Genomic DNA, 25660 nt, shown 5'->3' on the forward strand with positions numbered 1-25660 from the left:
TTCGCCACGTTTTTGATGGAGATTTACCATTATTATATTAGGGGCCAGGTAATTATAACAGGGAAAAAAGAAAAGAGGAAAAGTTATTTTAAAATGATGTCATAAACTGCTTGGGCCACCCCGTCTTCATCATGATGAGCAGTCTCGTGAGTAGCGACTTTTTTTACATCATCTTCAGCATTTCCCATCGCAATACTGGTTCCAACCAGGTTGAACATGGGAAGGTCGTTATAATTGTCTCCAATGGCAAAGCTATTTTCGGCGTCAATATGGAGATGTTCAAGAACAGACAGCAGCCCTTTCCCTTTTTGAATGTCCGGATGCATAATCTCAATATTGTCGCGACCGGAAGAAGTGATTGAAATTTCCTCTCTACCTGACCATACTTTACGAGCCTGATGCAGTTTTTCTTCAAGGAGTGAAACGACTAAGACTTATAAACCTTGTAGTGATTCGATTTTAATTCCTCTGGAGATGGCATGTCTTTAATAACAAGATCCTTTATCTGCTCATCAGCTTTTTGTCGTATTCTTTCACTAATGACCTCTGCGTCTTCCTTATTCTTCGTAAATTCCTTGATGTCATTTTCATAAAATTCTTTACCCTGGGCAGAAGCATGAATACCTTCCTGTGTGTATGCATGATAGTAATAGCCTTTGTTTTCAAGCCATTCAAGAAGGTCGGCAGCATCTTTCGTTTGCATTGTTGCTTCGCGGAGAATCTTGTCCTGCCATTCCACGACTGCCCCGTTTATAGAAACGATGCCGTCGGGTTGCACATTTGCATTTCCCGTCAGCCTTTTTACTTCATCTACATCTCTTCCTGTCGCAATCACGACTTTATATCCGTTATGTTTTAACTTCTTTAATGCCTCAGCATTGGCTGCTGAAATCTTTCCATTAGAATTAAGTAATGTCCCGTCCATATCAATAGCTACGATACTCATGTTGGTCACCTCGGTTTTTTGAAGAAATTGACTTACTTAGTTGTAACGTTCAGCACGTCAGCTGTCAAATGTAATAAGAACCCTGTCAGGTCTCTTGTTAAATCTGAAAGCAGAAACAATAACGATGCTTTACCTTTCATAACCCTTTATCTATCATACCGCGTAGGACGAAAAAACTCGAATAATTGAAAGTGCTTTTCCAATAAAAAGTAAAATGTTTCAGGTGGAACAAATAGAAAGAAAATTTAGATAATTTAATGTAGACATGTTTTACATGAAAAGACTGAAGAGGTTAACGAGGAAAAAGAACGGGAAAAGGGAAGTGAAGGTACTGTGAAGACAAGGAGTATAGTTCTATGAACAAAAAACAATAATCAAGCTTGGAGTCCTTCTCATCCTCATTATATTTCTGGCCTGGTTAAACGTATCTGTGATACAGGTCAACCCGAGTGCCATTCAAGGTTGGGTTTTATCCTTTGGTTTTTGGGCTCCCCTCATATACATTCTTCTATACACGCTGCGTCCTTTAGTCCTCTTTCCAGCTTCGGTGATGTCTATGGCAGGAGGACTGGCGTTTGGTCCATGGCTTGGGGTGATGTTGAATATGGCAGGAGCAATTGGAGGTGCAGCATTATCCTTTTTTGTGGCCAGGCTTTTTGGGAAAAATATTGCTGGTAAAGAGTGGTCAGGACGTGCAAAAGTCATACAGGAAGAATTGAAAGAACATGGTTTTCTTTACTTGCTTACGCTTAGGCTAATTCCTGTGCTGAACTTTGACCTGGTCAGCTATGTTGCAGGGGTGTCGAAGATTCGTTTCCTATCCTACCTTGCTGCGACTGCCCTTGGATCATACCAGGTGCTTTTGCTTATACATTTCTTGGTGCAGGTCTCGTAAGTGGGGATTTCACCATTATATTTATTGGGTTTGGTCTTATTGTATTAGTGTCCCTGCTTCCATTCCTGTTAAAAAGACTCAAGCGATCCCGGCAGGCAATGCAGGAGCTAGAAGGGAGCGAAAGCAGATAAGTTAAAAGATACGATAGGAGCACAGACATTAAAAGGCCAAGTACCATCTAAAGGATACTCATATATACAAAAAGACGAGGTGTCTCCTGTGAGACAGACCTCGTCTTTCTTTATTGTTTCATATAGGAGTTTTCAGAGAAGACCAAATTAGGATACTTATCTCGTGTCGTGTTCATTTGAAATTCATTTTCAAAGAGTGCCACAATTCTTTGATCTCTATCAAGGGCAAGGTTCCGCTGTTTCTTCTTAAATACTTCTAGTTCTTTTTCATCGCCGTCTACCCAGCGGGCAATAGAGAACGGTAAACGATCCAGCCGGATTTCAGACTTGTATTCGTTTTTCAGGCGGTACTCAAGCACTTCAAACTGAAGAACCCCTACTACACCGACAATTTGTTGTTCTGGAATTTTGTTGTACGTTTGAAAAAGCTGTACAGCTCCTTCTTCTGTCAGCTGATGTATACCTTTTTCAAAAGACTTATGCTTCATCGCATCCTTAACTGATATGGCAGCAAAATGTTCGGGTGAAAAATGAGGCATCTCTTCAAAAGAAAAAGAGTCTTTTTCAACTAGGGTGTCCCCAATTCTGAAAGTACCAGGGTCAAACAAGCCAATAATATCGCCAGCATAAGCTTCTTCCACAATGCTTCTGTCCTGTGCCAGAAACTGGGTGGGCTGAGCGAGACGCAAAGATTTGTTTAAGCGCACATGATTCACAGTCATGCCTCGTTCATATTTTCCAGAAGTAATTCTCAAAAAGGCAATTCTGTCCCGGTGGTTAGGGTTCATATTAGCCTGAATTTTAAAGATAAACCCTGAAAAATGTTTATTAACCGGATCAACAAGACCCTTATCGCTATGACGGCCAACGGGAGCCGGTGCCATAGTAAGAAAATGCTCCAGAAAGTTTTGGACCCCGAAGTTAGAAATAGCGCTTCCGAAAAAGACGGGGGTGAGTTCGCCCGTCTTGATCTTTTCTTGCTCAAAGGGATCTCCTGCTACATCAAGAAGCTCCATCTCTTCTCGGAACTGTTCAAGAAGCTGGCTGTCGATAAGATCAGCGAGAACGGGATCTTCAGGTCCGCTCACTTCTTTTACCTCAACCTGAGAAGGATCTTCTGGATTAAAAAACTCGATCTTTTTATTATGTCTATCATAAATGCCCTGGAAATCCTGTCCCATACCGATAGGCCAGTTCATTGGATAAGAGCGGATACCGAGGAGCTCTTCAATTTCTTCCATTAAGTCAAATGGATCCCGGCCCTGCCGGTCTAATTTATTTATAAAGGTAAAAATAGGAATTCCGCGCATTTTACATACTTTAAACAGTTTTTTCGTTTGGGCTTCTACTCCTTTAGCCGAGTCAATCAGCATGGTCGCTGAATCTGCAGCAGTCAAGGTACGGTAAGTATCTTCACTGAAGTCTTCATGGCCTGGTGTATCCAGTATATTAACCTGGTGCCCTTCGTAAAGAAATTCCATCACTGAGCTTGTGACAGAAATTCCTCGTTGTTTCTCGATCTCCATCCAGTCACTGGTCGCATGCCGGGAGTTCTTTCTTCCTTTTACGGTACCGGCTTCACGAATGGCTCCCCCAAAATAAAGAAGCTTTTCTGTTAACGTGGTTTTCCCTGCATCAGGGTGTGATATGATGGCAAATGTCTTCCGAGACAAAATTTCATTACTTAACTTACTCATATATAGCTTCCTTTCTATAGGACCATAAAGGCAAACATTGAATTTCTGCCTTCTTTATCATAATGGATTCACACAACAGACTCAATCATTCCCTGAAAAAATAACCAAAGCACTCTCCTTTAGAGCGTGCCTTGGTTACTCATTCTTATTTCATATAAGGACTTTGACTGAGTGCTTGTTCAAGAGTGAGGTATGTGGGTACACCTTTAAAAGTGATGCCTAAGTGAACAATAGTTTGCGAAAGCTCCGGTCTCATCCCCGTAATGCTTGTTTCAATCCCTAAGAGCTGTAACGAATGGATCAAGTTAAGCAGATGCTGAGCAAACCAGGTGTTGATGGTATTAATCCCGGAAAGGTCAATAATAATATAGGTAAGACTGAGCTCTGCTGCCCGGTCTAATGTTTTGCTTTGCAAGTACTCTGAACGTTCATCATCCATATCACCAATAATAGGAAGGACAGCGACTCCTTTTTTATTGGGACAACAGGGACAGATATTTCCTGCATTTCTTGCTTAGCCAGTTCAAGAGCTTTAATGTGGTGCGCCACAAAAGTATAGCTGAAGGCATGAATGGCATAATCCAGGAAGTGATTCACCTTTTTGTAGAGGGAAAATGCTGTATCGATAGATAATCCCTGTTTCGTACTTTGTTCTTTTATTAATTCCTCTAGCGCATCACGATACATTGGCATAATTAAGAGAGCCTGATTTAAATCAACATTGTTATCGATTGATTTGTAGCTGTTTGTACTGCCCATTCTTCAATCTTTTTCTTTGGTTCCGCTGTTTCCTCAGAAGTCATTGCATTCCCAATCATGGAAAAAAGCTGCCTCGTTCCTCTGCGTACAGATCTTTCTCTTCTTCCTCAGGAAAATAAAGAGAGCTTTCTGTAAGTTTTTCTTCCATTTTTTTGCATAAAGCATGGCGATTTTCATTTATAAGATCACTTAACAAGTGCAATGCTGAGCTTTTGTTATCTCCCATTGAAGTTCCCCCAAATGTATTAGATTTTAGCCTAATCTATATGAATGGTGATTGCGTTTTGATGTGTGGGTAAATAGACGTATAAGAAGCAGAAAACACAGTATCTATCATACCACAATATTAAGAATGGCAGATGGTATGCACCTAATATCTAGATATTAGTGTATCCATCCTGGTTTTAGAGTGCAATGAAAACAGTGTTACCAAATAAACCTTTGTCATTCTTTACAGCTTAAGGTTACAAGAGACTTAGACAGGGAAATTACATAGGAAGAAGGGAGGAGAAACTGTTGTTCAGGTTTGTACTTATTGTTTCAGCTAAAACGTTAAGTAAAATATTCAGCATGGCTACAGCTACATTCTTTGGAAGGGTGCCTTCCAAGGATGACTCAAAAGTAAGTTTAGTTGGGCTTATTTCATTATATTGGATCTTTATAGCAGTGGGGGTTGCTGTTCCGGAACTTGCCCAGATGATCATCCCGTTTGCTCCAGAGAATGAAACCATTGTTTTTTGGATAAATCTTGCTCTATTTATATTTTTGCCGATAACTGCAGGCGCGATTACATGCAGGGTTGAAAACCGGAAGCATGAAAAAATTTCTATTAAACAGCTACTAATGGGTTATCCTTATGCTTTTTTAATCGGTGTGCTCGCATTATGCTTAATTATTATTGTTCCATTAATCAGATTTCCCCAGATTATAAATTTACGCTCACTCAAACACTTTGCCATCATGATAAAGAAAGATAAATATGACTTGGTGTTTGAAAAAGTTCAAGAACTGCTTACAGAGAATGAGGTAGAAGTTTATCCAGTTGATCCCCCAAAGTATTTGTGGGTACCCTTTCTTGCTTTAATTTGGGTACAGGAACACATCTTTAAGAAAAAAATGGCGAAAAATATGAAGATCGTACGTGGGGAATTAGAAGGGGAAAAAATTGTAGTCATTCTTCACTCCACTGATATATCAATTATAGGTCCTGAGAAACAAGTTATGGTAGTAATGGGCATTTTAGCGAGGGGGTAGAGGAGCGTCACCTTTACTTTTCATGGGATGACTCTTCGCAAAAAATTGAAGATCGTATTTATGAGCTGAGAAGCAAGGTGCTTGAAGGTGAGGATGTTTCTAAAGAAGAGGTAGATCAGCTCGTTGTTGATTTGAGAAGCTTATCCCTGGCGATGGATGACTGGAATGCTATTCGCCGCCAGATTTACAGGCTGGAAAGAGACAGATACAAAATGAAATGCAAGGGCAAGAATGAAGAAGAGATAGAACAATTAAATTATAGCGAATAATGTGAAAAGTATAATTAAATATGTGACGATTCTATAAAACTGTAAAAACTGAGTAGAACACCTTTAAGAAACAGTGCCTGTGGTATTGTATAGGCAAGGGAAAAGATCGCAACATAAGATCAGCCCAAACGACTAAAGGAGGATTTTATGATGAGTAAAAAACTACTTTATTCTTTATTAACAGGTGTATTAGCAGTCGGTGTCCTAGGTGCATGCGGGGACGTTGAAGATGACGGCGGCATGGATGATGGCGGCGGCATGGAAGACGATGGCGGTATGGAAGATGATGGAATGGAAGGCTAAACCTTTCGTTGCCTTTTCAAAAAGACTGGGGGAATCCTCCAGTCTTTTTTGTACCTTATTTCTGTGTAACATATTTAAAAATTGTTACGTAAGTATAACTAAATTGTAATAGATGAAAAAAACTTAGAAAATCCCATATGTAATGGCAAAACTTACTCTTTGGGAAATTTTACCCCTCCCTTTCTTCTCTATCAATCTATGGCATAATGAATAGCGGAGGTGCAAGGATTATGAAAAAAATATTACTAGCATTAACTATTTTAGTAGCTGTCCCTACGGCGGCGGCCGCTCAAGGACAGGATACACATACTGTAAGCCCTGGAGAGACATTGTGGAATATTTCTCAGCAGCATGGTGTCGACTACAACGAATTGCTGGAAGCAAATCCAAGCATTGAAAATGCTAATATGATTTATGTGAACCAAGTGATTCAGCTGCCGGGACAAAGTGGACAAGCTGCACAGCCTACTGCTCAACAGCAGGCGCAGTCTGAAAGTGAGTTTGAACAAGAGGTTATTCGTTTAACGAATGAGGAAAGGACTCAAAGGGGATTAGCACCTTTGGAATCCTACAGTGAGTTGTCTGACGTAGCGAGATTAAAGTCAGCAGACATGAGAGATGCTGGATACTTTTCTCACAACAGTCCTAACTACGGAAGCCCCTTTGATATGATGAGCTCACAAGGGATAGATTACCGTGGAGCAGGTGAAAATATTGCAGCAGGGCAAAGGACGCCGCAGCAAGTTGTTGACGGCTGGATGAATTCCCAAGGGCACCGGGAAAATATCTTAAGAGCAGACTTTACCCACATTGGAGTAGGGCACGTTGAAGGCGGAAGCTACGGCCATTATTGGACACAAATGTTTGTCACTCGTTAATACAGCCTTTCTTATAATACTACAGCAGTCCTTTGTGGACTGCTGTTTTTTTCCGTTTAGGCAATGATAAATTAAGGCATAGGGGTGGTGAAGAGAGTTTTCTTTTCAATGAGCATATTAGTTGCACAATACGCATGTTAATGCAATCATAGAGCAAGCTAAACATCTGAAAGGAGAGACTCAACATGAGTGTTATTGAAACCATGAAAGAAAGACATTCAGTACGGAAGTTTGACCCTGAGCATGAAATGTCTGAAGAAACGTTGCGTGAAATTATTGAAGCGGCTGCAGAAGCTCCTTCTTCCTGGAACCTGCAGCATTGGAAGTTCCTTGTTTTTCAATCAGAAGAAAAGAAACAAGAGCTTCTTCCGATTGCCTATAACCAGCAGCAAGTAGTCAATGGCTCTGTCACCATTGCAGTTCTCGGGGACAAAGAAGCTAACAAAAACGCTGACGTGGTGTTTGGAGAAGCCTTAAAACAAGGAGCCATGACTGAAGAAATTAAAGAAAAAATTGTTACAAGCATACATGGGGCATACGAGAGAGAGGGGTACAATCGTGATGCAGCGTTAATTAACGGCTCTCTTGCATCGATGCAGCTTATGCTTGCAGCAAAAGAAAAAGGATATGATACTGTTCCTATGGAAGGCTTTGATAAAGAGAAGCTGATTGAAACCTTTAATATCCCAGAACGTTATATCCCGGTCATGTTAATTGCAGTTGGAAAGGCAACAGGCGAGCCAAGATCTTCTTTTCGTTTCCCTGTAGATGATGTGATTATTAAAGATTCATTTTAATAGAGGAAAAGAGGCAGGGATTTAGGTCCCTGCCTCTTTTTTATAAAGGCAATACATATCTGAATATAGCAAAGAAATGAGAAATCGAGCCCGCCAGCACAAAAATGTGCCATACGGCATGGTGAAAGGGAAAGCCTCTCCAAACATAAAAAATGGTACCTAAGGTATAAAAAACCCCTCCTAATACAAGCAGAAAAACTCCGCCTCCCGGCAGCACTTCTGTGAGAGGTATCCATGCAATGACAATGATCCATCCCATTAATACATAAAAAAGAGTGGAAAGGAAAATAAATCTTTTAACAAAAAACGCTTTAAACACTATACCAACAAGGGCTATTCCCCAGACCGTTCCAAACAGTGCCCAGCTCAGGGCTCCATCAAGAACGTGAAAGAGAAAGGGAGTATAAGTCCCGGCAATAAACAAATAGATAGAGGCGTGATCCATAACTTCAAATATATCTTTAGCCTTTCCCTTAGGGAAGCTATGAACAAGTGTAGAAGAAACATATAAGAGCAGCATTGTCGTACCATAAATAGACATGCTGACTACATGTAAGGCTGTTCCTTCAAAACTGGCAAAAATAACTAAAATCACGAGGCTGCAATACTAAGAGCAACGCCAATGCCGTGGGTAACAGCGTTAGCTATTTCTTCTTTTCGTGAAAAGGTGTGCGTCTCTCCCATACATCTCATCCTTTCTCTATACATTCTGCAGGCGACTTAATGGTAAGAGTACTGAAAACTAACGAATATTAAAGCCATTTTTCTCCCCAGTTTTGGATGGCTTCAATTACAGGAGCCAGGGATTCTCCTTTTTCTGTCAATGTATATTCTATTCGAACAGGTTTTTCAGGAAAAACTTTTCTTTCTACTATACCATGCTGCTCCAGTTCTTTCATGCGTTCTGTTAAGATCCGGTCGCTCATATCAGGGATTTGTTTCTTTATTTCTTTGAAGCGCCTTGGACCCGCAAGAAGGACGCGAATGAGGAGGGCTGTCCATTTTTTGCCTAAGATGTCTACAGCTGATTCATACTTAGGGCACATTTGTGTATAATCCATCATCGTCACCCCTTTGGTTCCATCATAAACTCATTAACGTTTATCTTATCACACAATAAATAAATTAAGGAATAAAGAAGACCGGTCATCATATCCAAGGCTTTGTAAAGCTGTTTAAATGATGTTAAACAAACGTTTGATTTAAAAATGTAACCTATAAAATAAGCCTGGCTTCCGCCAGGCTATCTGATTATTATTTATTTAGCAAACACGTGGTCTCCGATTCGGATAGTTTCTTCTCTGGTAGCAATCCAGTGGTTGGACGCTGTGGCTGGGTTATAGAAGAAGAGAGACCCATTTCCCTGTCCTTCGAATGCAAGAGCTTCCTGGACAGCTTTTTTCGCTTCGCTGTCAGCGGGATTATTGATTGAGCCGTTTGTAACAGGTTCAAAAGCATAGTTGCCAGTAGGTGAAACTTCATATACTACATCATTAATAGTATTAGGGAACTCATCACTTTCCACACGGTTAAGAACAACTGTAGCAACAGCTACTTTTCCAGCGTATGGCTCTCCTTTAGCTTCTGAGTGCACAACACGGGCCAGCAAATCTTTTTCATTTTCACTGATGCTCTGTGGTACAGTTAATTGCTCACCTGGGTTAACAGCGGAACTGTTGTTGTTAAGAGACTTTAACTCTTCAACAGCAACGCCATAGTCCTTGGCGATTGACCATAAAGATTCATCGTTCTCCACAGTATGAGTAGACTGTGCTTGAGCAGCTGCTCCTATTGTGAAAAATGCTGCTGCTGATAAAACAGCAACTTTTATTCCTGTAAATTTTTTAAACATGGTAAAAACCTCCTGTTTGTGTTTTTTCACTATGGGTATAGTAACAAGAGGTATGTCATATATCTTCAGGAAAAAGTAACCATAGTACATTTTCTAAGGTGAGAATCTTTTCATTTAAGGGCTGAAGGCTGTTTTTTAAAAAGAAATGACAGACGTAACGAAATTGAAACATTACCTAGATGTTAGTTTTAAAGAGTAAAATTTCCTTTTTAACCCTTGGTTAAAGCTATTTACATAGAATGAAGTAAAAACGGTAACGAACCTTTCGTACCAAGGAGGGGAGCCGATGTATAAGAAAGCTGTGGTATGTGTTGATGGATCAGAGCTATCTATTAAAGCAATAACTCATGTTTTGAATTTAAAAGGAGTTATAAGTGAGGTTGACCTCCTTTTTGTCGTAGATGGATCACATATGAAGGTGGATTTTTCAGATGGCTGGAAAGGCTGGGCCTTTCAAAAGCTAAGGAGGAAAGGCTTAAACATTTAGAAAAAGAAGTAATAGAATCAGGCGTTTACTGTAAAAAGCATATACTAAGAGGGGATCCTGCCGTGGGCATTACTTCCTTTGCAGCAGCGAATAAGAGTGATCTTATTGTGTTAGGAAGCAGGGGGTTAAATTCTCTTCAGCAATTTATTCTGGGGAGTGTAAGTGAAAAGGTGCTTCACACTTCCCCATGCACAGTACTTATTATTAAATAACTGAAAAAGAAAAGAGCCTCTTTTCTTTTTCAGAGCTTTAGCTCTTGCTCTTTCCGCAGGCGTCTCGTGAAAGGCAAAGTACAGGTGAAAAAACGAAATAGTGTTTGCCTGATTATAGTGAACTTGATAAAGGACAACTCCCAGCCGGATAATCTAACAGTTTTGAACAAAAATAAGGCTCCAATTATCAAAAGATGATAATTGGAGCCTTATTTGCTTAGGTGAAACAGTTTTGCGCCACCCTCTTGGGCATTAATTTATCGTACTGTATTCTCCGCCTTCATGAGAGAATGGTTCGCTTCCATCCAAATGTCCAAATAATGTTTCTTGTTCTTCGCCATTAATATGAATTTTAGTCTGGTTGTATCCAAATTGTTTCATAATGGCTGTTATTTGGCTGATAACAGCCATTTCTCCGCCTGAACCAAGGTTTGACTCAAGGAAAGCCGAGTTAAAAGAAACAATTGCTACCCCGTTTTCTGTGATGACAGACTGTACCTCTGTATTTTCATCTAGTAAAGAAACAAGGTTATCATGTTCAGGTCCTTGAACCCAGGTTCTTAATGCAGCCAGAGGAAGTTCACTCTCTGATTCTGCATCCACTGTATGCTCTTCGCGATATATTTCCATTAACTGATCGTCAGAAAAATAAAGGGAAACAGTTTCGGTTACGCCTTCTTCTTCTACAGCTTCTTCTTCATCTGTAGCTTCCGTTTCTTCTTCATTTACTGCTTCTTCTTCATTTACTGCTTCTTCTTCATTTACTGCTTCTTCTTGTCCTTCTTCAGGTACGGTGTCTTCTGTGCTGCTTTCATTATTGTCTTCATGATCAGCAGCAGGTTCGACTTCCGTTTCTTCTTCCTGAACGGCTTCATTTGAAGACTCTTCAGTGGATTCTTCTGTGCTTTCCTCTGTTACATCCTCAGTGTCTTCCGTTTCCTCTTCAGTAGCTTCTTCACCTTCAGCAGTTCCTTCTTCAGCTTCTTCTCCTGTACTTTTTGTTTCTTCTTCACTTGTCGTTTCTTCAACTTCAGAACCTTCGTTGGCCTCATCAGGGCTTGTCCCTTGACCGCAAGCCGCTAATGCCATAAAGCTGAACATTAAAATAGTGATAAAAAATAATAAATGTTTCATGAGTGCTCCCTTCTTACATCCTTCTATTTTACCCTTTCAATGTGTTAGTCGATACGTGCAGAAAAAGGTTACAGAAAAGTAGCAAAAAATTTTTTAAAAAAAGTCTAAAAAAGTATTGAACTGCAATTATCTCTGTTATATAATACAGTTACAAAATAAATTATGTTATGAAACAGAGGAGGAGAAAAGATGAGTAGAAAAGAGCGGACAAACATGATCTCATTTATTTCACGTATCAGGGGGATGGAGGAAAGTAAACTTTCTATTATGACAGATGACGAAGTGGAACATATTTATGAACGAACGTATTATTCTCACGAAACTATCACTGAATAAGAGTAAGGCCTGCTGGAAATAGCAGGCCTTTTTTTATGTAATCAGAGAATAGAGAGAAAGGTCCCTTGACAACTTTTCATTATTTTCTTAAAATTCAGTTAATATGTAAGCGTTTTCAAAGGAGGTTGTAATGAAAAGGACACGTTATTCAAACGAATTTAAATGCCAGGTTGTAAAGGAGGCAATGAAAAGAGGCAATCAGTCATGGGTAGCGAGAAAATATGTTATTAGTGTAGGTCTTGTAAACAGGTGGATAGTAGAATACCAGGAAGGCAAGTTAGTAGAAAACAAAGAAAGATAACCCTTGGCTAAAGTCTTTTGTTTTTCCTCAAAAAAATTTGTAAGACTTTCCCTCCTGCATAATACTCTGCATGCTATAATATTAGTGATTTAATTCAGGAAGGTGAATTCACTTGAGGAAATTATCCAACAAGGGCTTATTTTTCTTTATTTCTACACTTGCTGTTTTATATGGCATATTATATTGGGTTTTTGCTTTATCTTTAAATTCTTAATAAGCGTTCTGAAAAGATGGAAGCTCTACAGATGTTTATCTGTTAGGGCTTTTCTTCTTGGAGTCAGCGTCGTTTACATATATCGTTTAAAAGAGATGCAGGGGCTTTTGGCCTTGTAACATTTATGATGAAAGAACGTCTAAGAAAGGGGAGGGAGAATGGTGAATGAAGAATTTGACAGGATTTATGAGACTTACCACCAATCCCTGTTTCAGTACTTATTTTATTTAGTGAAAAACCGAGACACAGCAGAAGAGCTGGTGCAGGAAGTTTATATTAAGGTCTTTCAGTCTTATTCAGGATTTGAAGGCAAAAGCAGTGAAAAAACATGGTTGTATTCTGTTGCCAGGCATGTGGTATTGACTGGATCCGTAAGCAAAATAGGCAGAAACGCAAGTGGCTTGGCTTATTCTCTGTGGCTTCAGAGGAAGAGATTAAAGATCCATCTCCACTCCCAGATGAAATCGTGATGGCGAGAGATGGTATTCAAATGATTTATTCAAGCTTGCAGAAATGTAATTTAGATCAACAGCAAGTAATTATATTAAGGTATATTGACTCGTTAACCATTAAGGAAACCGCTGAGATACTAAATTGGTCAGAAAGCAAAGTGAAAACAACACAACATCGAGCGATACAAAAACTAAAAGAATTAACGGGGGAAGTTTTATCTTCAGCGGTAAAGGAGGGGGAAGGATGAAGAAAAGAGACTTTCAAAGACAACACATAGAAAACACTCTCCGTGATATGCCTGAGATCAGGGATTCTCGTTCAAAAGCTGAAATCTATTCCCTTATTAAAAGGAAACAGAGCAAAGAGGTTCGAAAGAAAAAATGGCTGGTGCCCGCAACTGCCTTTACGGTCGCCTGCACTGTGTTCCTTCTCCTGTTTCCTTCATTGCTTAATGAAATGTTTCAATCTGTCTCTTCTGATAATCAGGAGGCAGGGTTAATGAGGAGCGGGGACTCTCAAGTTAAACCTTCCATAGAGGAAAGGGTGCCTATGGAAAATGGAAAAAGTGAACATTACTTTGCTGAGGACTTTTCCGCTGAAAGGGCTGATGTTGATACAGCTTTGACGATGGGAGGAGAGAAGTATACGCCGGCACTTCAGCAACAGGATCTGAAGAACAACGAAACAACAATAACAACTCCTTACATGGATCCAGGAGCCCAATTTATCATCCCGCTTACTTTCATTGTTAAAGATGACCAAACGGACGAGGAGGCAATTATTCGTTTAGCTAATGATTACGCAAGAGAAGAACTTGGTTTGGATCCGGTGTTTTCAGAGGACATTTTGTGGGAATCAACAGCTGACAAGGTAATGGAAGCTCATTTCTTGAAAGACGCTCAAGGATTAAGCAGTGTGGAAAGCCAAATGCTTTTTACTGGAATGATAGAAAGCTTTCGTTATAATTCCGTTGAAAAGGTTTTATTTTACGAGAATGGAGATAAGGGTGTTTCTATAGGAAACTACGGGTTGATAGAGGAATTCGAGGTTTCGGAATCAAATAGAGGTTATTACGCTTACGAAACGGAAACTGGTTATCAATTACTCGTGAGCGGGAATAGTATTCAGGCTCCAGTATATAACGAAGCCAATGAGCTTCTTTCCTTTAAAGAAACGATAAAAGCTATGGAGGAGTATGAAGAAACGGGAGAGACTGATAGCGTCATTCCAGAAGGAGTATCGGTAGAGGAAGTCATAGAGGGAAATAGTGAGGTCACTATCAAGCTCTCCGAGGAGAGTGTTCTTCCAGAGGAAGAACACATGAAGATAATGATGGATGCTTTTTTTGTTAACGGCGAAAGATTTTAACTATGAAGAAGTTCGAATAGAGCACAATGTAAGTGAGTACAGTGAGATTTACAAATTAAACGAACAGCTGCCTGCTGCTATTGCCCCTAACGTCATTGGATATCAACGTTAATCCACTTCTTTGAAGTTGACGAGGAAGGCTGATGATACAAAAATAGAAAGAATACGACTTTTCCCGGGAAATACTTCCGGCCGCTAGTATTTATTGTCGAATAGTTGATAGAGGGTGAGTTTTGAGAAAAATGAAGTCAGCTGCAGAAATTTAACCTCACTTATAAAATGAAATAAAGTACAGGGAACTGCGCGTGGCGGTTCTCTGTTTCTTTCTCTGAAGCTTGCTATCTATGAAGGGGCGGGCCAATATTCTTTCTTATGCAAATGATTATTCAGAAAATAAGGAAATGTTATACTATGTGTCGTTGACGTGGAAATAGGAGGGTGCTATAATTTAGCTTGTAATGAAAATCATTATCAATTAAATTATAATAATTCTAAAATAGAAGTTTTTTATAAAACATATATTTTTTGCTCGCCTGGGAGGGTCAAGCATGAGTTTTATACACTTACAACAATTAACAAAGTTTTTTAACAAAACTTCATTAAAACCAGCTGTCGACCAAATTGATTTAGAGATAAACAAAGGTGAGATTATTACTTTTCTTGGGCCGAGCGGTTGCGGGAAGACTACCACACTGAGAATGATTGCGGGCTTTGAACAGCCAAGTGTCGGCTCTATCAGTATCGACGGCAAGACAGTATCGGATAGTAACTTTTCATTGCCTCCTGAAAAAAGAGGAATTGGAATGGTCTTTCAAGAATATGCTCTTTTCCCCCATCTGAATATTGAAAAGAACGTAATGTTTGGATTAAATAAATGGCGTCCGCGAGAGAGGAAAAAAGAGCTGCTGAAGTACTGGAGCTAGTTGGACTTGAAAGTTATGCTGATCGATTTCCTAATGAACTGTCCGGCGGGCAGCAGCAGCGTGTTGCGTTGGCAAGAGCTTTAGCCCCTCGTCCTCATGTAGTATTAATGGACGAGCCATTTAGTAATCTGGACGCAGGTCTTAGAGAAAAGATGAGAATTGAAGTGACAAGCATCCTTCGCAAAGCAAACACAACAGCTATTATTGTAACCCATGACCAAAAGGATGCCTTTGCAGTGTCTGACCGTGTCGTAGTAATGAAGGAAGGCGTCATTCAGCAAATTGCTGCTCCAAAGGAAATGTACCGTTGCCCTAAAAACTGTTTCGTAGCTCAGTTTGTAGGAAAAACTAATCTATTGAGCGGTAAGCTGTGTCCGGATATGAAACATGTAAATACTCATATAGGAAAAGTGTGTCTTCCCCAGCAATCAGAAACAATGATAGAAAATGTTAAGGTTTCAATACGTCCGGAAGGATGCCGTCTTGCAGAGCAAGGACGTTACAATGGAGAAGTAGTGCAAGTCACTTATGGCGGTGAGTATCAGGAACTCCAGGTGCGGCTTGAGGATGGAAACAGTGACAGTGTGGAGCCTATGGTGATCTATGCACCTATTGAGCAGGATATAGAAATAGGTTCATCCGTTTCGTTTGATATAACTCCTGAACTTGTAGCTTTAGTTGAGTAGAAAATAGAAAGATCCAGCCTCTTAAATAAGCACTCCGAATTTTTTGTACTATAGAAATTCGGGGTGCTTTTCTTGTGACTATTTTTAATAGGTTCTGTTGAAGGTAAATGGTGATTTCTTATAAGTAATATGGTGGTAGATAAAACCGCGAGGGGTCTTCAAATTGCATGAACCGAAGGTCACCGCAGGGTATCTTTCCAAGGAAGCTAAGGCAATGCCCGATGTAAAGGACCCCGTGAATGCTGATCATGTGAAGAAAGAATGAGGAGCAAGGGAGCGACTTTTAATGAAAATCAACAACAAGATGTAACTGAGATAAAAAAACGCTAATTTTCTCTCAAGGTGTTTAAAGTTCAGGTTCCAGCTAGAGACATTTGTCGAAAGAAAAAGAGGGAATATCTTCTGTATTCTTCAAACTTCATAGAGAAATCATGCTATAGTAGTAATAAACTTAAATCTCTTTCTGTTGTAAAGAGAATCTATAGAAGAACCAGGTGTACTTAAGTAGTAATTTAATTTGTGCACAGTCTTTTCGGTCCCAATAAACTGAAATTTCTGTTTATTGGACAGCCCAACTGTAGTATACAAGTTGTATGCTTCAGGGGGATGCTGAAAAATATTGCAGTAGTTCGGAAGCCTCCCGGCGCCGAAATTGAATCCTCAGGCAAAGCTTCATATTCCGAAGCTAAAAATTTTAAAAAGGGTGATGGGAAAAAAGTGAAAACAATCAGAAAGAAAGCAGATATTGAAGAGGTGCTTGGAGCATTCTCCCAGTATGCTGACTTTGATGTGACTGGCAACAAGTACTATTTGGTATTTAAGGATAGACAAAGAAATGGTCAGTGGACCTTAATGAATACAAATGGAAAATGGTCAGTGCATGGAAAAGGAGAAGAATACTGCGATCCTGAAGAAATGTTTTTAACTTACAATGAACTGCTTACATTCCTCTGGAAAAACAGAGCGGCTGTCAACTATACATTAAAAAACCAAAGCCGCAAAGGTCACTATATAAATGCGTAGTAAATGGATGAAACCGTCAGTCTTTCTGGCGGTTTTTCTTTTGGAATAAGAAGGGGAAAACAGTGAGAAAAGGAATAAAAAAGGGTGTTGCCAAATATTTATTAATGTGGCTATTGTAAGTTCTGAGTGAATGAAGGAAAGAAACACTCCGGGGATTTTTTGTTTTTGCTAGACACCAGGAATGAGGTATGGCAAAATAATAAATGTTGACCACGGTAAACTATTTTTACTTAAAGAAATAATATATTTTTTCTTAATAATTTGCCCTTGGTAAATTATTTTAGTTTTGATTAAATAACTTGGAGGGGATGAAAGTGAAGAAATGGTTAGTGAGTGCAGGAGCTTGTGTGCTGATGCTTGCGGGCTGCGGAGATGGGAATGAACAAGAAACCGAGAACGAGGGCATGCAAGTGACTGTCAGCTTTTCTATTCTTGCTGATTTCGCAGAACAGGTAGTGGGAGATCGGGGAACTGTGGAGTATCTTGTTCCAATAGGGGAAGAACCTCATGAATATGAGCCTGTCCCAAGTGACTTTCAAAAAGTCAGTGACGCGGATGTTTTCTATGTAAATGGGCTTGATTTAGAAGAGTGGCTGTCTGGCCTGGTGCAAAATGTAGGAGATGTACCTATTGTAGAACTGACAGAAGGAATTGAGCCGGTGCCTTTGGAAGGAGAGGATGGTTCAGACCCTCATGCATGGCTGTCTCCCGAGCTTGCTCCTGTGTATATAGAAAACCTTGTTGAAGATTTAGTTGAACGGGATCCTGAAGGTGAAGAGGAATACAGGGAAAATGCAGACGCCTACCTGGAGGATCTTGAGGAGCTCCATGAGTGGACTGTAGAAGAGACTGGCCAAGTACAGGAAGAGAACCGTTATATCGTTATGTCTGAAAATGCTTTTAAATACTTTGGAAGAAGTTACAACTTTGAAACAGATGGAGTCTGGGAAATTAATTCTCATGAAGAGGGCACGCCCGGGCAAATAAACAGATTGGTGGATTTAGTGGAAGAACAACAAATCCCGGCACTATTTGTAGAATCAACCATAGATCAAAGATACATGGAAACAGTTTCAGATAATTCCGGGGTTGAAATCTATGGTGAGGTTTATACTGACGCCCTTGGAACTGAAGGAAGCGGAGCAGAAACCTACATTGATATGATGCGTCACAATGTGGAGACCATTGTAAGCGGGCTTAATCAGTAAAGCATTCAAAAGAAAAAGGAGTCACCCAAAACACATTTTGGTGACTCCTTTTTCTTATTTAGAGGCTATGTTACAGAAAGGGAAAACAGCCAAGGCTATGAGTTATGAAGATACGTCTCCTTTTAAAACAGCTGGCCAATTACTCCGATTATGACCAGGATAATGAAGAGGAGGCCAATGAAATTCAAAACCTTTTGTCTTGTTAGAAAGCGCCTTTTTTTCCATCGATTCGGGTTAAAAGTGACTTCAGTGTCTTGATAAGTTTTTCTGGGGGCTGCATAAAAGGGCCTGGCTTTTCCGAGAAAGAGAGGGGCTATCACAATTCCTGACAGAAGCCCGAAAATATGGGCATAAATGTTTATGCCGGGGTTGAGAAACGTCATGATGACCCCGATCACTACAATGACCAAAATGATTTGGGAGTTAACTGAATCAATTAAATCCTTTCTCATAAATACCATATACGCATACAGTCCGAAAAGGCCGAAGATAGCTCCTGAGGCACCTAAGTGAAAATTATAACCAAGGCCGCCAATGAAGAAAGTGGCGACATTAGCCAATATCCCCGTTAACAGGTAGACACTGATAAACCTGATTTTTCCGAGCATTTGTTCTAAAGCGGGAGCAAAGAGGGCAAGGGCAAATGAATTAAACAGCAAATGGCCGACGCCGACGTGCATAAAAATGGGAGTGACCAGGCGCCAGTATTCTCCAGCAGCGACCCATGGGTTAAACCCTATCCCAAGCCAGTATACTAATTCTCCCAGAGGAAAATGGAACGAGTGAGAGGTTGATTAGTAAAAATATGATAAGATGAATAGCAATTATCCCCGTAATGACCGGGTAATCTCTCCTAAATGTATAAAAGGTTTCATGGCGTCTAAACATTGACATCTTCCTTTGTGTGAATTAATTGTATTTGGATCTTGCTCGCAAAGAAGCACTCAAATAAATGTTCAAATCGATATTCCGCTTATACATTTATCTTAGCATATGGTGATTTTATCGGAGAAATGAAAGGATTAGATAATTGATGATTAAGGGAATTGGGATAGATATTATAGAATTAAAAAGGATAGAGAGAATGCTGGAAAACCCAAAGTTTCTTGATAGAATCCTAACGAGCAGGGAAAAAGAGCTTCTTTACAATGTATCGCCTGCTCGCAAGGTAGAAATTGCGGCAGGCAGGTTTGCAGGAAAAGAGGCTTATGCTAAAGCCTGCGGAACAGGGATTTCAAAGGAAACAGGCTTTCACGATATTGAAATACTCCCTGATGAAAAGGGGGTTCCAAAAATAAGAGGAAAAAATCAATCAGAACGCCTGCATATTTCTATTTCACACAGTACAGAGTATGCCGTAGCTCAAGTTATCATCGAAGAATAATTTCAACGCTTGTCAACCTGTCTGCATAACTTCTGAATACAGTTCATAGAAATGTAGTGCGGTTAGGAGGGACCTACCATGCAAGTGGTAACTGGAGAAGAAATGGGGCGAATCGACCGCTTTACCATTGAAGAAATAGGGCTGAAGGAAGAGGTGTTAATGGAGAGTGCCGGCCGTGCGGCGGCAAATAAAATCATGGAGAGTATTTCTCCTTCTGACAATGTTGGAATATTAATTGGAACGGGCAACAATGGCGGTGACGGATTTGTAATAGCGAGGTGTCTCCTTGATGCTGGCTTTAAGGTGGATGTATGGCTGATTCCCCCGGAAAGCAAGGTGAAAGGGGCAGCTCTTTACCACCTCAATGTATTTAAAAATTCGGGCTACACCTTTGCTGACTACTCCTCTTTTAAAAGTGATGAGAAAGAAGTTCCGGGGCAATGGGATGTCATCGTTGATACCTTGTTAGGGACAGGGGTTCAAGGAAGTTTAAGAGAGCCCTATCATGCAATAGTCCAATCAATTAATCAAAGTTCCTGTAAGGTTATATCGGTTGACATTCCAAGCGGTGTTCCTGCAAGCAAGGGTGAAGTTGAGGGTGAAGCCGTAAAGGCTTCTGTCACGTTCATTCTGCAAAGCCCTAAGCTTAGTGCATTTCTGGCGCCAGCAGATGAATATTACGGGAAGAGGGAGTGTGTGGATATTGGACTTCCAATGCGTGCTTATCACGCTGTAAAACCGGACAGGTATCTTTGGAGCAGGGAACAAGTATCTGCTTCTTTTCCGGCTCGTAATAAGCACACCCATAAAGGCAGTTATGGAAAAGGGCTCCTTGCAGGAGGTTCAATCCATATGACAGGAGCACCCGTACTTGCCGCGACATCTGCCCTCAGGTCAGGAGCCGGACTGCTGACTACGGCTGTGCCAGAGGAAGCTCTTTCAACAGTAGCAAGCCAGGTTGCCGAGTCCACTTTTCTGCCTTTGCCTTCAAAAGAAGGGGAAGTTTCAGAGGAAGTAGGAACCTTGGACTTGTCACTAAGTAATTATGACGGAGTAGCTGCTGGGCCTGGACTTGGGAGAAATGAGGGAACCCGGACACTTGTTCAAAAGCTCTTAAATGAAGTGAAAGGGCCTTTGGTTCTGGATGCTGATGCTCTCTTTGTTTTGAAGGAGCTGGGGGAAGAGTGGAGAAAGAGAGACTTTCCTCTCATTTTAACTCCTCACCCAGGCGAGTTAGCACACTTAACCGGCTTAAGTCCTGCTGAAGTCAACCGCCAACGTTTTTCAATAAGTCGTTCCTTTGCAGCACAGCACGGCTGCTATCTGATATTAAAAGGGCCTCACACAATTGTTACGACTCCAGAAGGCAGGCAGTACGTAAATGACAGCGGAAATCCTTCCTTAGCTAAAGGAGGAACAGGTGATGTCCTGACAGGGATGATCCTTTCGTTTGTCATGAGTCATTCTGCTATCCAAGAGGCGTTAAGCAACGCTGTATTTCTTCATGGAAAAGCGGCTGATATGCTCGTTGATGATGTCTCATCCCCCATTCTGTAGTGGCTGGGGATGTCGTTCAACAATTACCACTTACATTTCGTTCTATTCTCCATTCATAACACAGGTTCCCTTCTTTGTCGTATTTTAGGACAAAGGAGAGATGAGGACGTGCGCAAGCGTTGGCTGTTATGTTTGACTATGATCGTCCTGGTAATAACTGTTACAGCGTGTGGGGAGAAGTCCCAGGAAGACGTTGTGAAAGACCTGGATAAAACACTTCAAGAAATGAGCGGGTATCAAGCGGAAGCGACAATGGCCCTGCAGACTGGCCAGGAACCCCGTTCTTATGAAGTGGATGTCTGGCATATGCAAAATGAGAAGAACAAATATTACCGGGTTGCTTTGAAAAATGATAATGAAGAACAAAATCAAATGATTATTCGAAATGATGATGGTGTATTTGTACTGACGCCTGCATTGAATAAGAGTTTCCGTTTTCAAAGTGACTGGCCCAATAACAACAGTCAGGTCTATCTTTATGAGTCGTTGATTTCAGATATTTTAATGGATGCCGAACGAACTTTTGCTGTCCATGAAGACAAATATGTATTCGAAACAAAAACGAATTATCAAAATAAAAACCTCCATCACCAAGAAATTACTCTGGATTCTAAAAGCCTGGTCCCAGTGTCAGTAAAGATCTATGATCCTGACTACGAACTCCTCGTAGAAGTAACATTTACTAATTTTGAAATGAATAAAAGTTTTGATGAAGCAGACTTTGATACTGAAAAGAACATGACAGCAGCAGATTGGGAAGTGCCGGCAATGGCTGATGAAGCACCCGAAGGAACAGAAACAGTTATTGAGGAAGAACAGCAGTCGGAGGAGTTTGCAGTGGCGTACCCGACTTATGAGCCTCAAGGTTCTTCTTTGACTGATTCTGAAGAAATACAAGGTGAAGATGGAAAAAGAGTGATCCTCTCTTACACTGGAGAAAAATCCTTTACTATTATTCAAGAAGAGGCACAGACAGTCCCTGCAATGGCTGAGGTTGAAGTCGGAGCTGGAGACCCGGTAGACCTTACTTTCACAGTGGGAATACAAACAGAAGATTCTTTGAGCTGGACCTATGATGGAGTCGATTACTTTTTGGCTTCTAACGATTTGTCACCAGAAGAAATGATGGCTGTTGCTCGTTCTATGGAAGGAACGATGGTGAAATAAGTCTTGGGGATCAGAGAGTCTCTCTCTGATTCTTTTTTTGACAAAAAGTTTATGTGCCAAGTACACCTCATTTGTTGACAACACTGGTTCTTCGGTTCAATAATCGATAGAGATAAAGAAACATACCAGGGGGAACCGACATGGCCTTTTCAGAGACATCATTCAGAGATACATGGGCAGAAATCAACTTGGATCACATCTATGAAAACGTAGCGAGAGTGCAAAAGAATTTCAGACAGGAAATGAATGTAATGGCTGTAGTAAAAGCTGATGGATATGGCCACGGAGCCGTCAGAGTAGCAAAAACTGCGTTGCAGGCTGGTGCTTCCTATTTAGGTGTGGCCCTTTTGGAAGAAGCTATGGAGTTACGAGAAGCGGGGATAGAAGCTCCTATATTGGTGCTCGGCCGAACAAGGCCTTCAGATGCAGACATTGCAGCCTTTCATAATATCACTTTAACAGTTTTTCAGGAGGAATGGCTGAAGATCGCCAGCCGCTACCTTAGCAAACCTCTTGCAGTTCATTTGAAATTTGATACAGGAATGGGAAGGATAGGGCTTAGAGAAGAACAAGAAGCTGAAAGTATTCTTGATTATTTGGCAGGGAGCAGCTTATATAAGACAGAAGGGATTTTCACACATTTTGCTACAGCGGACGAGTTGGATAATTCTTATTTCACCAAGCAGTATGAGCGTTTTCTGAAAGTGCTGGATTTGGTGGAGAAAAAGGGTGTGAAACCAAAGTACATTCATTGCGGAAACAGTGCTACAGGACTTCGCTTTCCCTCAAAAGCCTTTAACATGTTTCGCTTTGGTATTTCCATGTACGGACTGTCACCTTCAGAAGAAATTAAAGATGTCCTGCCATATCCTTTAAAGGAAGCTTTTTCTCTGCACAGCACACTTGTTCAGGTTAAGAAGGTACAAAGGGGAGAGTATCAGTTATGGAGCTACCTATACTACGCAAAATGAGGAATGGATAGGAACCGTTCCCATTGGATACGCAGATGGGTGGTATCGCTATCATTCAACTCAAGGCGGTTATGTGCTCGTCGAAGGGGAAGAAGCTCCAATTACCGGCAGAGTTTGTATGGATCAAATGATGGTGAGGCTTCCTTATAAAATGGAAGTGGGCACAAAGGTCACATTAATTGGAAAGCAAGGCGGTAAGCGGATTATGGTTGATGACATTGCAGAAAGGCTGGGAACGATTAACTATGAAGTGCCTTGTATGATCAGCAAGCGAGTGCCTAGAGTATACCGTGAACAGGAGGCCGAATCGTAATACTTGATTTTCGTCGAATAAAGAAGATTTATTTCTGTAAAAAAAGAAGGAATTTTTTACTATTCATCGAATACACATTAAGAGATGTACAAATCTATCAGGATTATATCAAGGGTTTCAGCTCTTTTTATGCGGTGAATTTTATTTTAATTGTCCTTTTGCAAATTCGACTTTAGGATGCTATGATAAAAAGGAAGAACATCAAAGGTCGTTAAGGTGTACGTTGGAGGTGTGTTTCGTGTTCCAAAAAGGCACAAAGCAGATCAAAATCAGCCTGCCGGAAAATCTTTTACAAGAGGTGGACGGTATTATTAGCTATGACAAAATAAATCGCAGTGAGTTCATTCATCAGGCGACAAAGGTTTATTTGAAAGAACGTCAGAAAGCTAAGACACGTGAATCCATGCAAAAGGGCTATTTAGAAATGGCGAAGATCAATTTGAACATTGCTGCCGAATCCTTTTTAGCAGAAGAAGAGGCTGAGAGTAATTTAGATGATCGTTTAGTGAGCGGAGTATAAGTTGCTTTGGCACCTGTTTTAAGAGAACGGATTTATTATTATTTATTAACCCCAATTTTTATATTGCCAGGATGCGATAACTTCAAGTTATGCTCTTAATCAAAAGTTGCTGCTCTGTAGCAACTTTTTTGATTAAGAAATACTTTACATACCGGTCGTTTTAAAAGAAGGTAATATGCCTTCCTTAATTTTATGGATGAAAGGTTTCCTTTCCTTCTGCCCCTGTTATGTATTTTGTATTATCCTTTCATTCCCTCTGATTTTAGAAGTAAACACCCTTTCTCACTGATAATGCCACCAAAGGAAAAAGTTATATCCTGCTGATAATTAGATTTGTTTGCGCCATAGTGAAAGTCGTGGAATAATAGAGGGAGATATTTTTGCAGTGATCAGTCATTTGGAGGAATTTTTATGAAACCATCCATCATTGAGATGATATTTAGTCAGCGTTATGAGCTTGAAGAGCGCTGGCTGAAGGAAATTGAAGCAGTCCGATCATCTCAGTCCTTATCAACAGCTCCTGATGATTTATATGAAAAGACAAACAGGGAGTTTGTACAGGTTATTATTGATACACTTGAATTAGAGAAGGCACAGGCAAAAGAAAAGATTCATTCGTTTGCTGAGCGTTTCATGTATTCTGGATGGCCATTAAGTTATTTTACTCAAGGTTTGCAAGCCTTTAGACGGGTTGTCCTGGAAATGATTACAACTGATGGATCCATCGCCTCGAAAAGAGTATTTGAAACGTTTTATGAAGTAGAGAGCTGGATTGATGGAATCGTTAACTTATTAGTAGACGAGTACTCTGGTTCATGGGAAAATACTATACAAATACAGAAAATGGCACTCAAGGAACTTTCAGCTCCTCTCATTCCTGTGTTTGAAAGTATAAGTGTGATGCCATTGAGCGGTACAATTGATACAGAACGAGCAAGACTCATCATGGAGAATTTACTGGACGGTTTAATAGAATATCGTTCTCAAGTCGTCCTTATTGATATAACTGGCGTCCCGGTTGTAGATACTATGGTAGCCCACCATATTATCCAGGCAGCTGAAGCAGTCCGCCTCGTCGGGGCAGAATGTGTCTTAGTGGGGATCAGGCCGGAAATTGCCCAGACAATTGTTAATCTGGGGATAGATTTAAGCAAGTTCCCGACAAAGAGCACCTTGCGTAAAGGAATCGAAGCGGGACTTGAAATGACAAACCGTAAGATTGTAAAAACGCAAACGTAAGTGGATTAAAGAGCGGAGGGTAAAAATGCGCATTCCTATATTGAAACTACACGAGTATTTGTTGATTTCGGTGCAAGTAGAATTAGATGACCAAACGGCCCTTCAGTTTCAGGAGGATTTACTCAGCAAAATTCACCAGGAAGGTTCAAGTGGAGTTGTAATTGATTTAACTTCCGTGGAGATGATTGACTCGTTCATCGCTAAAGTACTAGGGGACGTCGTAGAAATGTCCAACCTGATGGGAGCTAGAGTGGTTTTAACCGGCATTCAGCCGGCTGTGGCAATAACCCTGATTGATATGGGTGTCAAGCTGGATGAAGTGCCAACTGCCCTTGATTTAGAGCAGGGTCTTGAGAAACTTCAACAGGAATTGGAGGGATAAG

31 protein-coding genes and 4 pseudogenes are annotated in these 25660 nt (G+C 40.5%); 24 read left to right on the top strand and 11 right to left on the bottom strand.

Going from position 1 to position 25660, the window contains the following annotated elements:
• Positions 1 to 83: 83 nt before the first annotated feature.
• Positions 84 to 404, bottom strand: coding sequence for an HAD-IIB family hydrolase (locus tag JCM19033_RS12550; protein WP_083465426.1), 321 nt, complete (start codon positions 402 to 404; stop codon positions 84 to 86).
• 23 nt (positions 405 to 427) lie between these two features.
• A complete protein-coding gene (locus JCM19033_RS12555; RefSeq protein ID WP_054636548.1) occupies positions 428 to 946 on the bottom strand; it encodes an HAD family hydrolase in 519 nt (172 codons plus the stop codon).
• A 547-nt stretch (positions 947 to 1493) separates the two neighbouring features.
• On the opposite strand from JCM19033_RS12555, the gene JCM19033_RS12560 reads away from it, so the two are divergent.
• Positions 1494 to 1841, top strand: coding sequence for a TVP38/TMEM64 family protein (locus tag JCM19033_RS12560; protein ID WP_269758183.1), 348 nt, complete (start codon positions 1494 to 1496; stop codon positions 1839 to 1841).
• Between the two features lie 241 nt (positions 1842 to 2082).
• Here JCM19033_RS12560 and JCM19033_RS12565 read toward each other — a convergent pair whose 3' ends face one another.
• The 4 genes from JCM19033_RS12565 to JCM19033_RS23500 form a co-directional block, all read right to left on the bottom strand.
• Positions 2083 to 3669, bottom strand: coding sequence for a peptide chain release factor 3 (locus JCM19033_RS12565; RefSeq protein WP_054636550.1), 1587 nt, complete (start codon positions 3667 to 3669; stop codon positions 2083 to 2085).
• A gap of 145 nt (positions 3670 to 3814) precedes the next feature.
• Complete coding sequence (locus JCM19033_RS12570) at positions 3815 to 4108, bottom strand: STAS domain-containing protein (RefSeq protein WP_054636551.1); 294 nt, start codon at positions 4106 to 4108, stop codon at positions 3815 to 3817.
• Positions 4066 to 4428, bottom strand: a complete 363-nt coding sequence (locus tag JCM19033_RS12575) for a hypothetical protein (RefSeq protein WP_054636552.1) — start codon at positions 4426 to 4428, stop codon at positions 4066 to 4068. The genes JCM19033_RS12570 and JCM19033_RS12575 overlap by 43 nt, the downstream gene beginning before the upstream one ends.
• A 55-nt stretch (positions 4429 to 4483) precedes the next feature.
• Positions 4484 to 4654, bottom strand: coding sequence for a hypothetical protein (locus JCM19033_RS23500; RefSeq protein ID WP_157049860.1), 171 nt, complete (start codon positions 4652 to 4654; stop codon positions 4484 to 4486).
• A gap of 290 nt (positions 4655 to 4944) precedes the next feature.
• Here JCM19033_RS23500 and JCM19033_RS12580 point away from each other — a divergent pair, with 290 nt between their 5' ends.
• From JCM19033_RS12580 to JCM19033_RS12595, 5 genes are all read left to right on the top strand, one after another.
• A complete protein-coding gene (locus tag JCM19033_RS12580) occupies positions 4945 to 5682 on the top strand; it encodes a hypothetical protein (protein ID WP_054636553.1) in 738 nt (245 codons plus the stop codon).
• Between the two features lie 77 nt (positions 5683 to 5759).
• Positions 5760 to 5951 (top strand): hypothetical protein, encoded by a 192-nt coding sequence (locus tag JCM19033_RS12585; RefSeq protein ID WP_054636554.1) that lies wholly within the window; start codon positions 5760 to 5762, stop codon positions 5949 to 5951.
• A gap of 147 nt (positions 5952 to 6098) precedes the next feature.
• Complete coding sequence (locus JCM19033_RS24285; RefSeq protein ID WP_198153498.1) at positions 6099 to 6254, top strand: hypothetical protein; 156 nt, start codon at positions 6099 to 6101, stop codon at positions 6252 to 6254.
• Positions 6255 to 6484: 230 nt separating this feature from the next.
• Positions 6485 to 7132, top strand: a complete 648-nt coding sequence (locus tag JCM19033_RS12590) for a CAP domain-containing protein (RefSeq protein WP_054636555.1) — start codon at positions 6485 to 6487, stop codon at positions 7130 to 7132.
• Positions 7133 to 7317: 185 nt separating this feature from the next.
• A complete protein-coding gene (locus tag JCM19033_RS12595) occupies positions 7318 to 7929 on the top strand; it encodes a nitroreductase family protein (protein WP_054636556.1) in 612 nt (203 codons plus the stop codon).
• 40 nt (positions 7930 to 7969) lie between these two features.
• Here JCM19033_RS12595 and JCM19033_RS12600 read toward each other — a convergent pair.
• From JCM19033_RS12600 to JCM19033_RS12610, 3 genes and pseudogenes are all read right to left on the bottom strand, one after another.
• Positions 7970 to 8613: pseudogene (locus tag JCM19033_RS12600) on the bottom strand (hemolysin III family protein).
• Between the two features lie 68 nt (positions 8614 to 8681).
• Positions 8682 to 8990: a helix-turn-helix domain-containing protein gene (locus JCM19033_RS12605; protein WP_054636557.1), complete on the bottom strand. Its 309-nt coding sequence runs from the start codon at positions 8988 to 8990 to the stop codon at positions 8682 to 8684.
• A gap of 197 nt (positions 8991 to 9187) precedes the next feature.
• A complete protein-coding gene (locus tag JCM19033_RS12610) occupies positions 9188 to 9781 on the bottom strand; it encodes a cell wall hydrolase (RefSeq protein WP_054636558.1) in 594 nt (197 codons plus the stop codon).
• 286 nt (positions 9782 to 10067) lie between these two features.
• Between JCM19033_RS12610 and JCM19033_RS12615 the strand changes: the two genes are divergently transcribed.
• Positions 10068 to 10268: a hypothetical protein gene (locus JCM19033_RS12615; RefSeq protein WP_054636559.1), complete on the top strand. Its 201-nt coding sequence runs from the start codon at positions 10068 to 10070 to the stop codon at positions 10266 to 10268.
• 11 nt (positions 10269 to 10279) lie between these two features.
• Positions 10280 to 10480, top strand: a complete 201-nt coding sequence (locus tag JCM19033_RS22310) for a universal stress protein (RefSeq protein WP_269758184.1) — start codon at positions 10280 to 10282, stop codon at positions 10478 to 10480.
• Positions 10481 to 10732: 252 nt separating this feature from the next.
• Here the strand turns inward: JCM19033_RS22310 and JCM19033_RS12620 are convergent, their stop codons facing one another.
• The gene (locus tag JCM19033_RS12620; RefSeq protein ID WP_054636560.1) at positions 10733 to 11614 is read right to left on the bottom strand and encodes a GerMN domain-containing protein; all 882 of its coding nucleotides are present in this window, start codon (positions 11612 to 11614) and stop codon (positions 10733 to 10735) included.
• Positions 11615 to 11803: 189 nt separating this feature from the next.
• On the opposite strand from JCM19033_RS12620, the gene JCM19033_RS12625 reads away from it, so the two are divergent.
• From JCM19033_RS12625 to JCM19033_RS12650, 9 genes and pseudogenes are all read left to right on the top strand, one after another.
• Positions 11804 to 11950, top strand: coding sequence for a BH0509 family protein (locus tag JCM19033_RS12625; RefSeq protein WP_054636561.1), 147 nt, complete (start codon positions 11804 to 11806; stop codon positions 11948 to 11950).
• Positions 11951 to 12080: 130 nt separating this feature from the next.
• A complete protein-coding gene (locus JCM19033_RS22315; RefSeq protein WP_083465429.1) occupies positions 12081 to 12251 on the top strand; it encodes a transposase in 171 nt (56 codons plus the stop codon).
• A 372-nt stretch (positions 12252 to 12623) separates the two neighbouring features.
• A pseudogene (locus JCM19033_RS27525) lies at positions 12624 to 12767 on the top strand (sigma factor); the annotation flags it as partial.
• A 26-nt stretch (positions 12768 to 12793) separates the two neighbouring features.
• A complete protein-coding gene (locus tag JCM19033_RS12630) occupies positions 12794 to 13165 on the top strand; it encodes a sigma-70 family RNA polymerase sigma factor (protein WP_306301338.1) in 372 nt (123 codons plus the stop codon).
• Positions 13162 to 14286 (top strand): hypothetical protein, encoded by a 1125-nt coding sequence (locus JCM19033_RS12635; RefSeq protein WP_054636562.1) that lies wholly within the window; start codon positions 13162 to 13164, stop codon positions 14284 to 14286. The genes JCM19033_RS12630 and JCM19033_RS12635 overlap by 4 nt, the downstream gene beginning before the upstream one ends.
• Positions 14264 to 14398 carry a hypothetical protein gene (locus JCM19033_RS25825; protein WP_269758181.1) on the top strand — a complete coding sequence of 45 codons (135 nt, stop codon included), beginning with the start codon at positions 14264 to 14266 and terminating at the stop codon, positions 14396 to 14398. The genes JCM19033_RS12635 and JCM19033_RS25825 overlap by 23 nt, the downstream gene beginning before the upstream one ends.
• A 436-nt stretch (positions 14399 to 14834) precedes the next feature.
• Positions 14835 to 15895, top strand: a pseudogene (locus tag JCM19033_RS12640) (ABC transporter ATP-binding protein).
• Between the two features lie 606 nt (positions 15896 to 16501).
• Positions 16502 to 16918 carry a hypothetical protein gene (locus JCM19033_RS12645; protein WP_054636563.1) on the top strand — a complete coding sequence of 139 codons (417 nt, stop codon included), beginning with the start codon at positions 16502 to 16504 and terminating at the stop codon, positions 16916 to 16918.
• A gap of 308 nt (positions 16919 to 17226) precedes the next feature.
• Complete coding sequence (locus JCM19033_RS12650) at positions 17227 to 18126, top strand: metal ABC transporter substrate-binding protein (RefSeq protein WP_054636564.1); 900 nt, start codon at positions 17227 to 17229, stop codon at positions 18124 to 18126.
• A gap of 122 nt (positions 18127 to 18248) precedes the next feature.
• On the opposite strand, the gene JCM19033_RS12655 is transcribed toward JCM19033_RS12650, so the two are convergent.
• Entirely contained in the window at positions 18249 to 18806 is a 558-nt protein-coding gene (locus JCM19033_RS12655) for a rhomboid family intramembrane serine protease (protein ID WP_306301339.1), read from the bottom strand.
• A gap of 353 nt (positions 18807 to 19159) precedes the next feature.
• Here JCM19033_RS12655 and acpS point away from each other — a divergent pair, with 353 nt between their 5' ends.
• The 7 genes and pseudogenes from acpS to JCM19033_RS12690 all read left to right on the top strand — a co-directional run bounded on the left by acpS (position 19160) and on the right by JCM19033_RS12690 (position 25659).
• Positions 19160 to 19510, top strand: coding sequence for a holo-ACP synthase (gene acpS, locus JCM19033_RS12660; RefSeq protein ID WP_054636565.1), 351 nt, complete (start codon positions 19160 to 19162; stop codon positions 19508 to 19510).
• Between the two features lie 78 nt (positions 19511 to 19588).
• Positions 19589 to 21067 carry a bifunctional ADP-dependent NAD(P)H-hydrate dehydratase/NAD(P)H-hydrate epimerase gene (locus tag JCM19033_RS12665; protein ID WP_054636566.1) on the top strand — a complete coding sequence of 493 codons (1479 nt, stop codon included), beginning with the start codon at positions 19589 to 19591 and terminating at the stop codon, positions 21065 to 21067.
• A 108-nt stretch (positions 21068 to 21175) separates the two neighbouring features.
• Positions 21176 to 22234, top strand: a complete 1059-nt coding sequence (locus JCM19033_RS12670) for an outer membrane lipoprotein carrier protein LolA (protein ID WP_054636567.1) — start codon at positions 21176 to 21178, stop codon at positions 22232 to 22234.
• Positions 22235 to 22374: 140 nt separating this feature from the next.
• Positions 22375 to 23518 (top strand): annotated as a pseudogene (gene alr / locus JCM19033_RS12675) (alanine racemase).
• Positions 23519 to 23747: 229 nt separating this feature from the next.
• Entirely contained in the window at positions 23748 to 24038 is a 291-nt protein-coding gene (locus JCM19033_RS12680; protein ID WP_374701240.1) for a CopG family ribbon-helix-helix protein, read from the top strand.
• A 411-nt stretch (positions 24039 to 24449) separates the two neighbouring features.
• On the top strand, positions 24450 to 25277 hold the full coding sequence (locus JCM19033_RS12685) for an RsbT co-antagonist protein RsbRA (protein WP_054636569.1): 828 nt from the start codon (positions 24450 to 24452) through the stop codon (positions 25275 to 25277).
• Positions 25278 to 25302: 25 nt separating this feature from the next.
• The gene (locus tag JCM19033_RS12690; RefSeq protein WP_054636570.1) at positions 25303 to 25659 is read left to right on the top strand and encodes an STAS domain-containing protein; all 357 of its coding nucleotides are present in this window, start codon (positions 25303 to 25305) and stop codon (positions 25657 to 25659) included.
• The last annotated feature ends 1 nt before the right edge of the window (position 25660 follow it).

Source organism: Thalassobacillus sp. C254 (genome assembly GCF_001310615.1).

Excerpts from the sequence above, each read along its gene's own strand:
- JCM19033_RS12555 (WP_054636548.1), bottom strand. The coding sequence starts at position 946 with ATGAGTATCGTAGCTATTGATATGGACGGGACATTACTTAATTCTAAT.
- JCM19033_RS12565 (WP_054636550.1), bottom strand. The coding sequence starts at position 3,669 with ATGAGTAAGTTAAGTAATGAAATTTTGTCTCGGAAGACATTTGCCATC.
- JCM19033_RS12570 (WP_054636551.1), bottom strand. The coding sequence starts at position 4,108 with ATGGATGATGAACGTTCAGAGTACTTGCAAAGCAAAACATTAGACCGG.
- JCM19033_RS12575 (WP_054636552.1), bottom strand. The coding sequence starts at position 4,428 with ATGGGCAGTACAAACAGCTACAAATCAATCGATAACAATGTTGATTTA.
- JCM19033_RS23500 (WP_157049860.1), bottom strand. The coding sequence starts at position 4,654 with ATGGGAGATAACAAAAGCTCAGCATTGCACTTGTTAAGTGATCTTATA.
- JCM19033_RS24285 (WP_198153498.1), top strand. The coding sequence starts at position 6,099 with ATGATGAGTAAAAAACTACTTTATTCTTTATTAACAGGTGTATTAGCA.
- JCM19033_RS12590 (WP_054636555.1), top strand. The coding sequence starts at position 6,485 with ATGAAAAAAATATTACTAGCATTAACTATTTTAGTAGCTGTCCCTACG.
- JCM19033_RS12595 (WP_054636556.1), top strand. The coding sequence starts at position 7,318 with ATGAGTGTTATTGAAACCATGAAAGAAAGACATTCAGTACGGAAGTTT.
- JCM19033_RS12605 (WP_054636557.1), bottom strand. The coding sequence starts at position 8,990 with ATGGATTATACACAAATGTGCCCTAAGTATGAATCAGCTGTAGACATC.
- JCM19033_RS12610 (WP_054636558.1), bottom strand. The coding sequence starts at position 9,781 with ATGTTTAAAAAATTTACAGGAATAAAAGTTGCTGTTTTATCAGCAGCA.
- JCM19033_RS12615 (WP_054636559.1), top strand. The coding sequence starts at position 10,068 with ATGTATAAGAAAGCTGTGGTATGTGTTGATGGATCAGAGCTATCTATT.
- JCM19033_RS12620 (WP_054636560.1), bottom strand. The coding sequence starts at position 11,614 with ATGAAACATTTATTATTTTTTATCACTATTTTAATGTTCAGCTTTATG.
- JCM19033_RS12625 (WP_054636561.1), top strand. The coding sequence starts at position 11,804 with ATGAGTAGAAAAGAGCGGACAAACATGATCTCATTTATTTCACGTATC.
- JCM19033_RS22315 (WP_083465429.1), top strand. The coding sequence starts at position 12,081 with ATGAAAAGGACACGTTATTCAAACGAATTTAAATGCCAGGTTGTAAAG.
- JCM19033_RS12630 (WP_306301338.1), top strand. The coding sequence starts at position 12,794 with ATGGTTGTATTCTGTTGCCAGGCATGTGGTATTGACTGGATCCGTAAG.
- JCM19033_RS12635 (WP_054636562.1), top strand. The coding sequence starts at position 13,162 with ATGAAGAAAAGAGACTTTCAAAGACAACACATAGAAAACACTCTCCGT.
- JCM19033_RS12645 (WP_054636563.1), top strand. The coding sequence starts at position 16,502 with ATGCTGAAAAATATTGCAGTAGTTCGGAAGCCTCCCGGCGCCGAAATT.
- JCM19033_RS12650 (WP_054636564.1), top strand. The coding sequence starts at position 17,227 with ATGAAAGTGAAGAAATGGTTAGTGAGTGCAGGAGCTTGTGTGCTGATG.
- JCM19033_RS12655 (WP_306301339.1), bottom strand. The coding sequence starts at position 18,806 with ATGCACGTCGGCGTCGGCCATTTGCTGTTTAATTCATTTGCCCTTGCC.
- acpS (WP_054636565.1), top strand. The coding sequence starts at position 19,160 with ATGATTAAGGGAATTGGGATAGATATTATAGAATTAAAAAGGATAGAG.
- JCM19033_RS12665 (WP_054636566.1), top strand. The coding sequence starts at position 19,589 with ATGCAAGTGGTAACTGGAGAAGAAATGGGGCGAATCGACCGCTTTACC.
- JCM19033_RS12685 (WP_054636569.1), top strand. The coding sequence starts at position 24,450 with ATGAAACCATCCATCATTGAGATGATATTTAGTCAGCGTTATGAGCTT.
- JCM19033_RS12690 (WP_054636570.1), top strand. The coding sequence starts at position 25,303 with ATGCGCATTCCTATATTGAAACTACACGAGTATTTGTTGATTTCGGTG.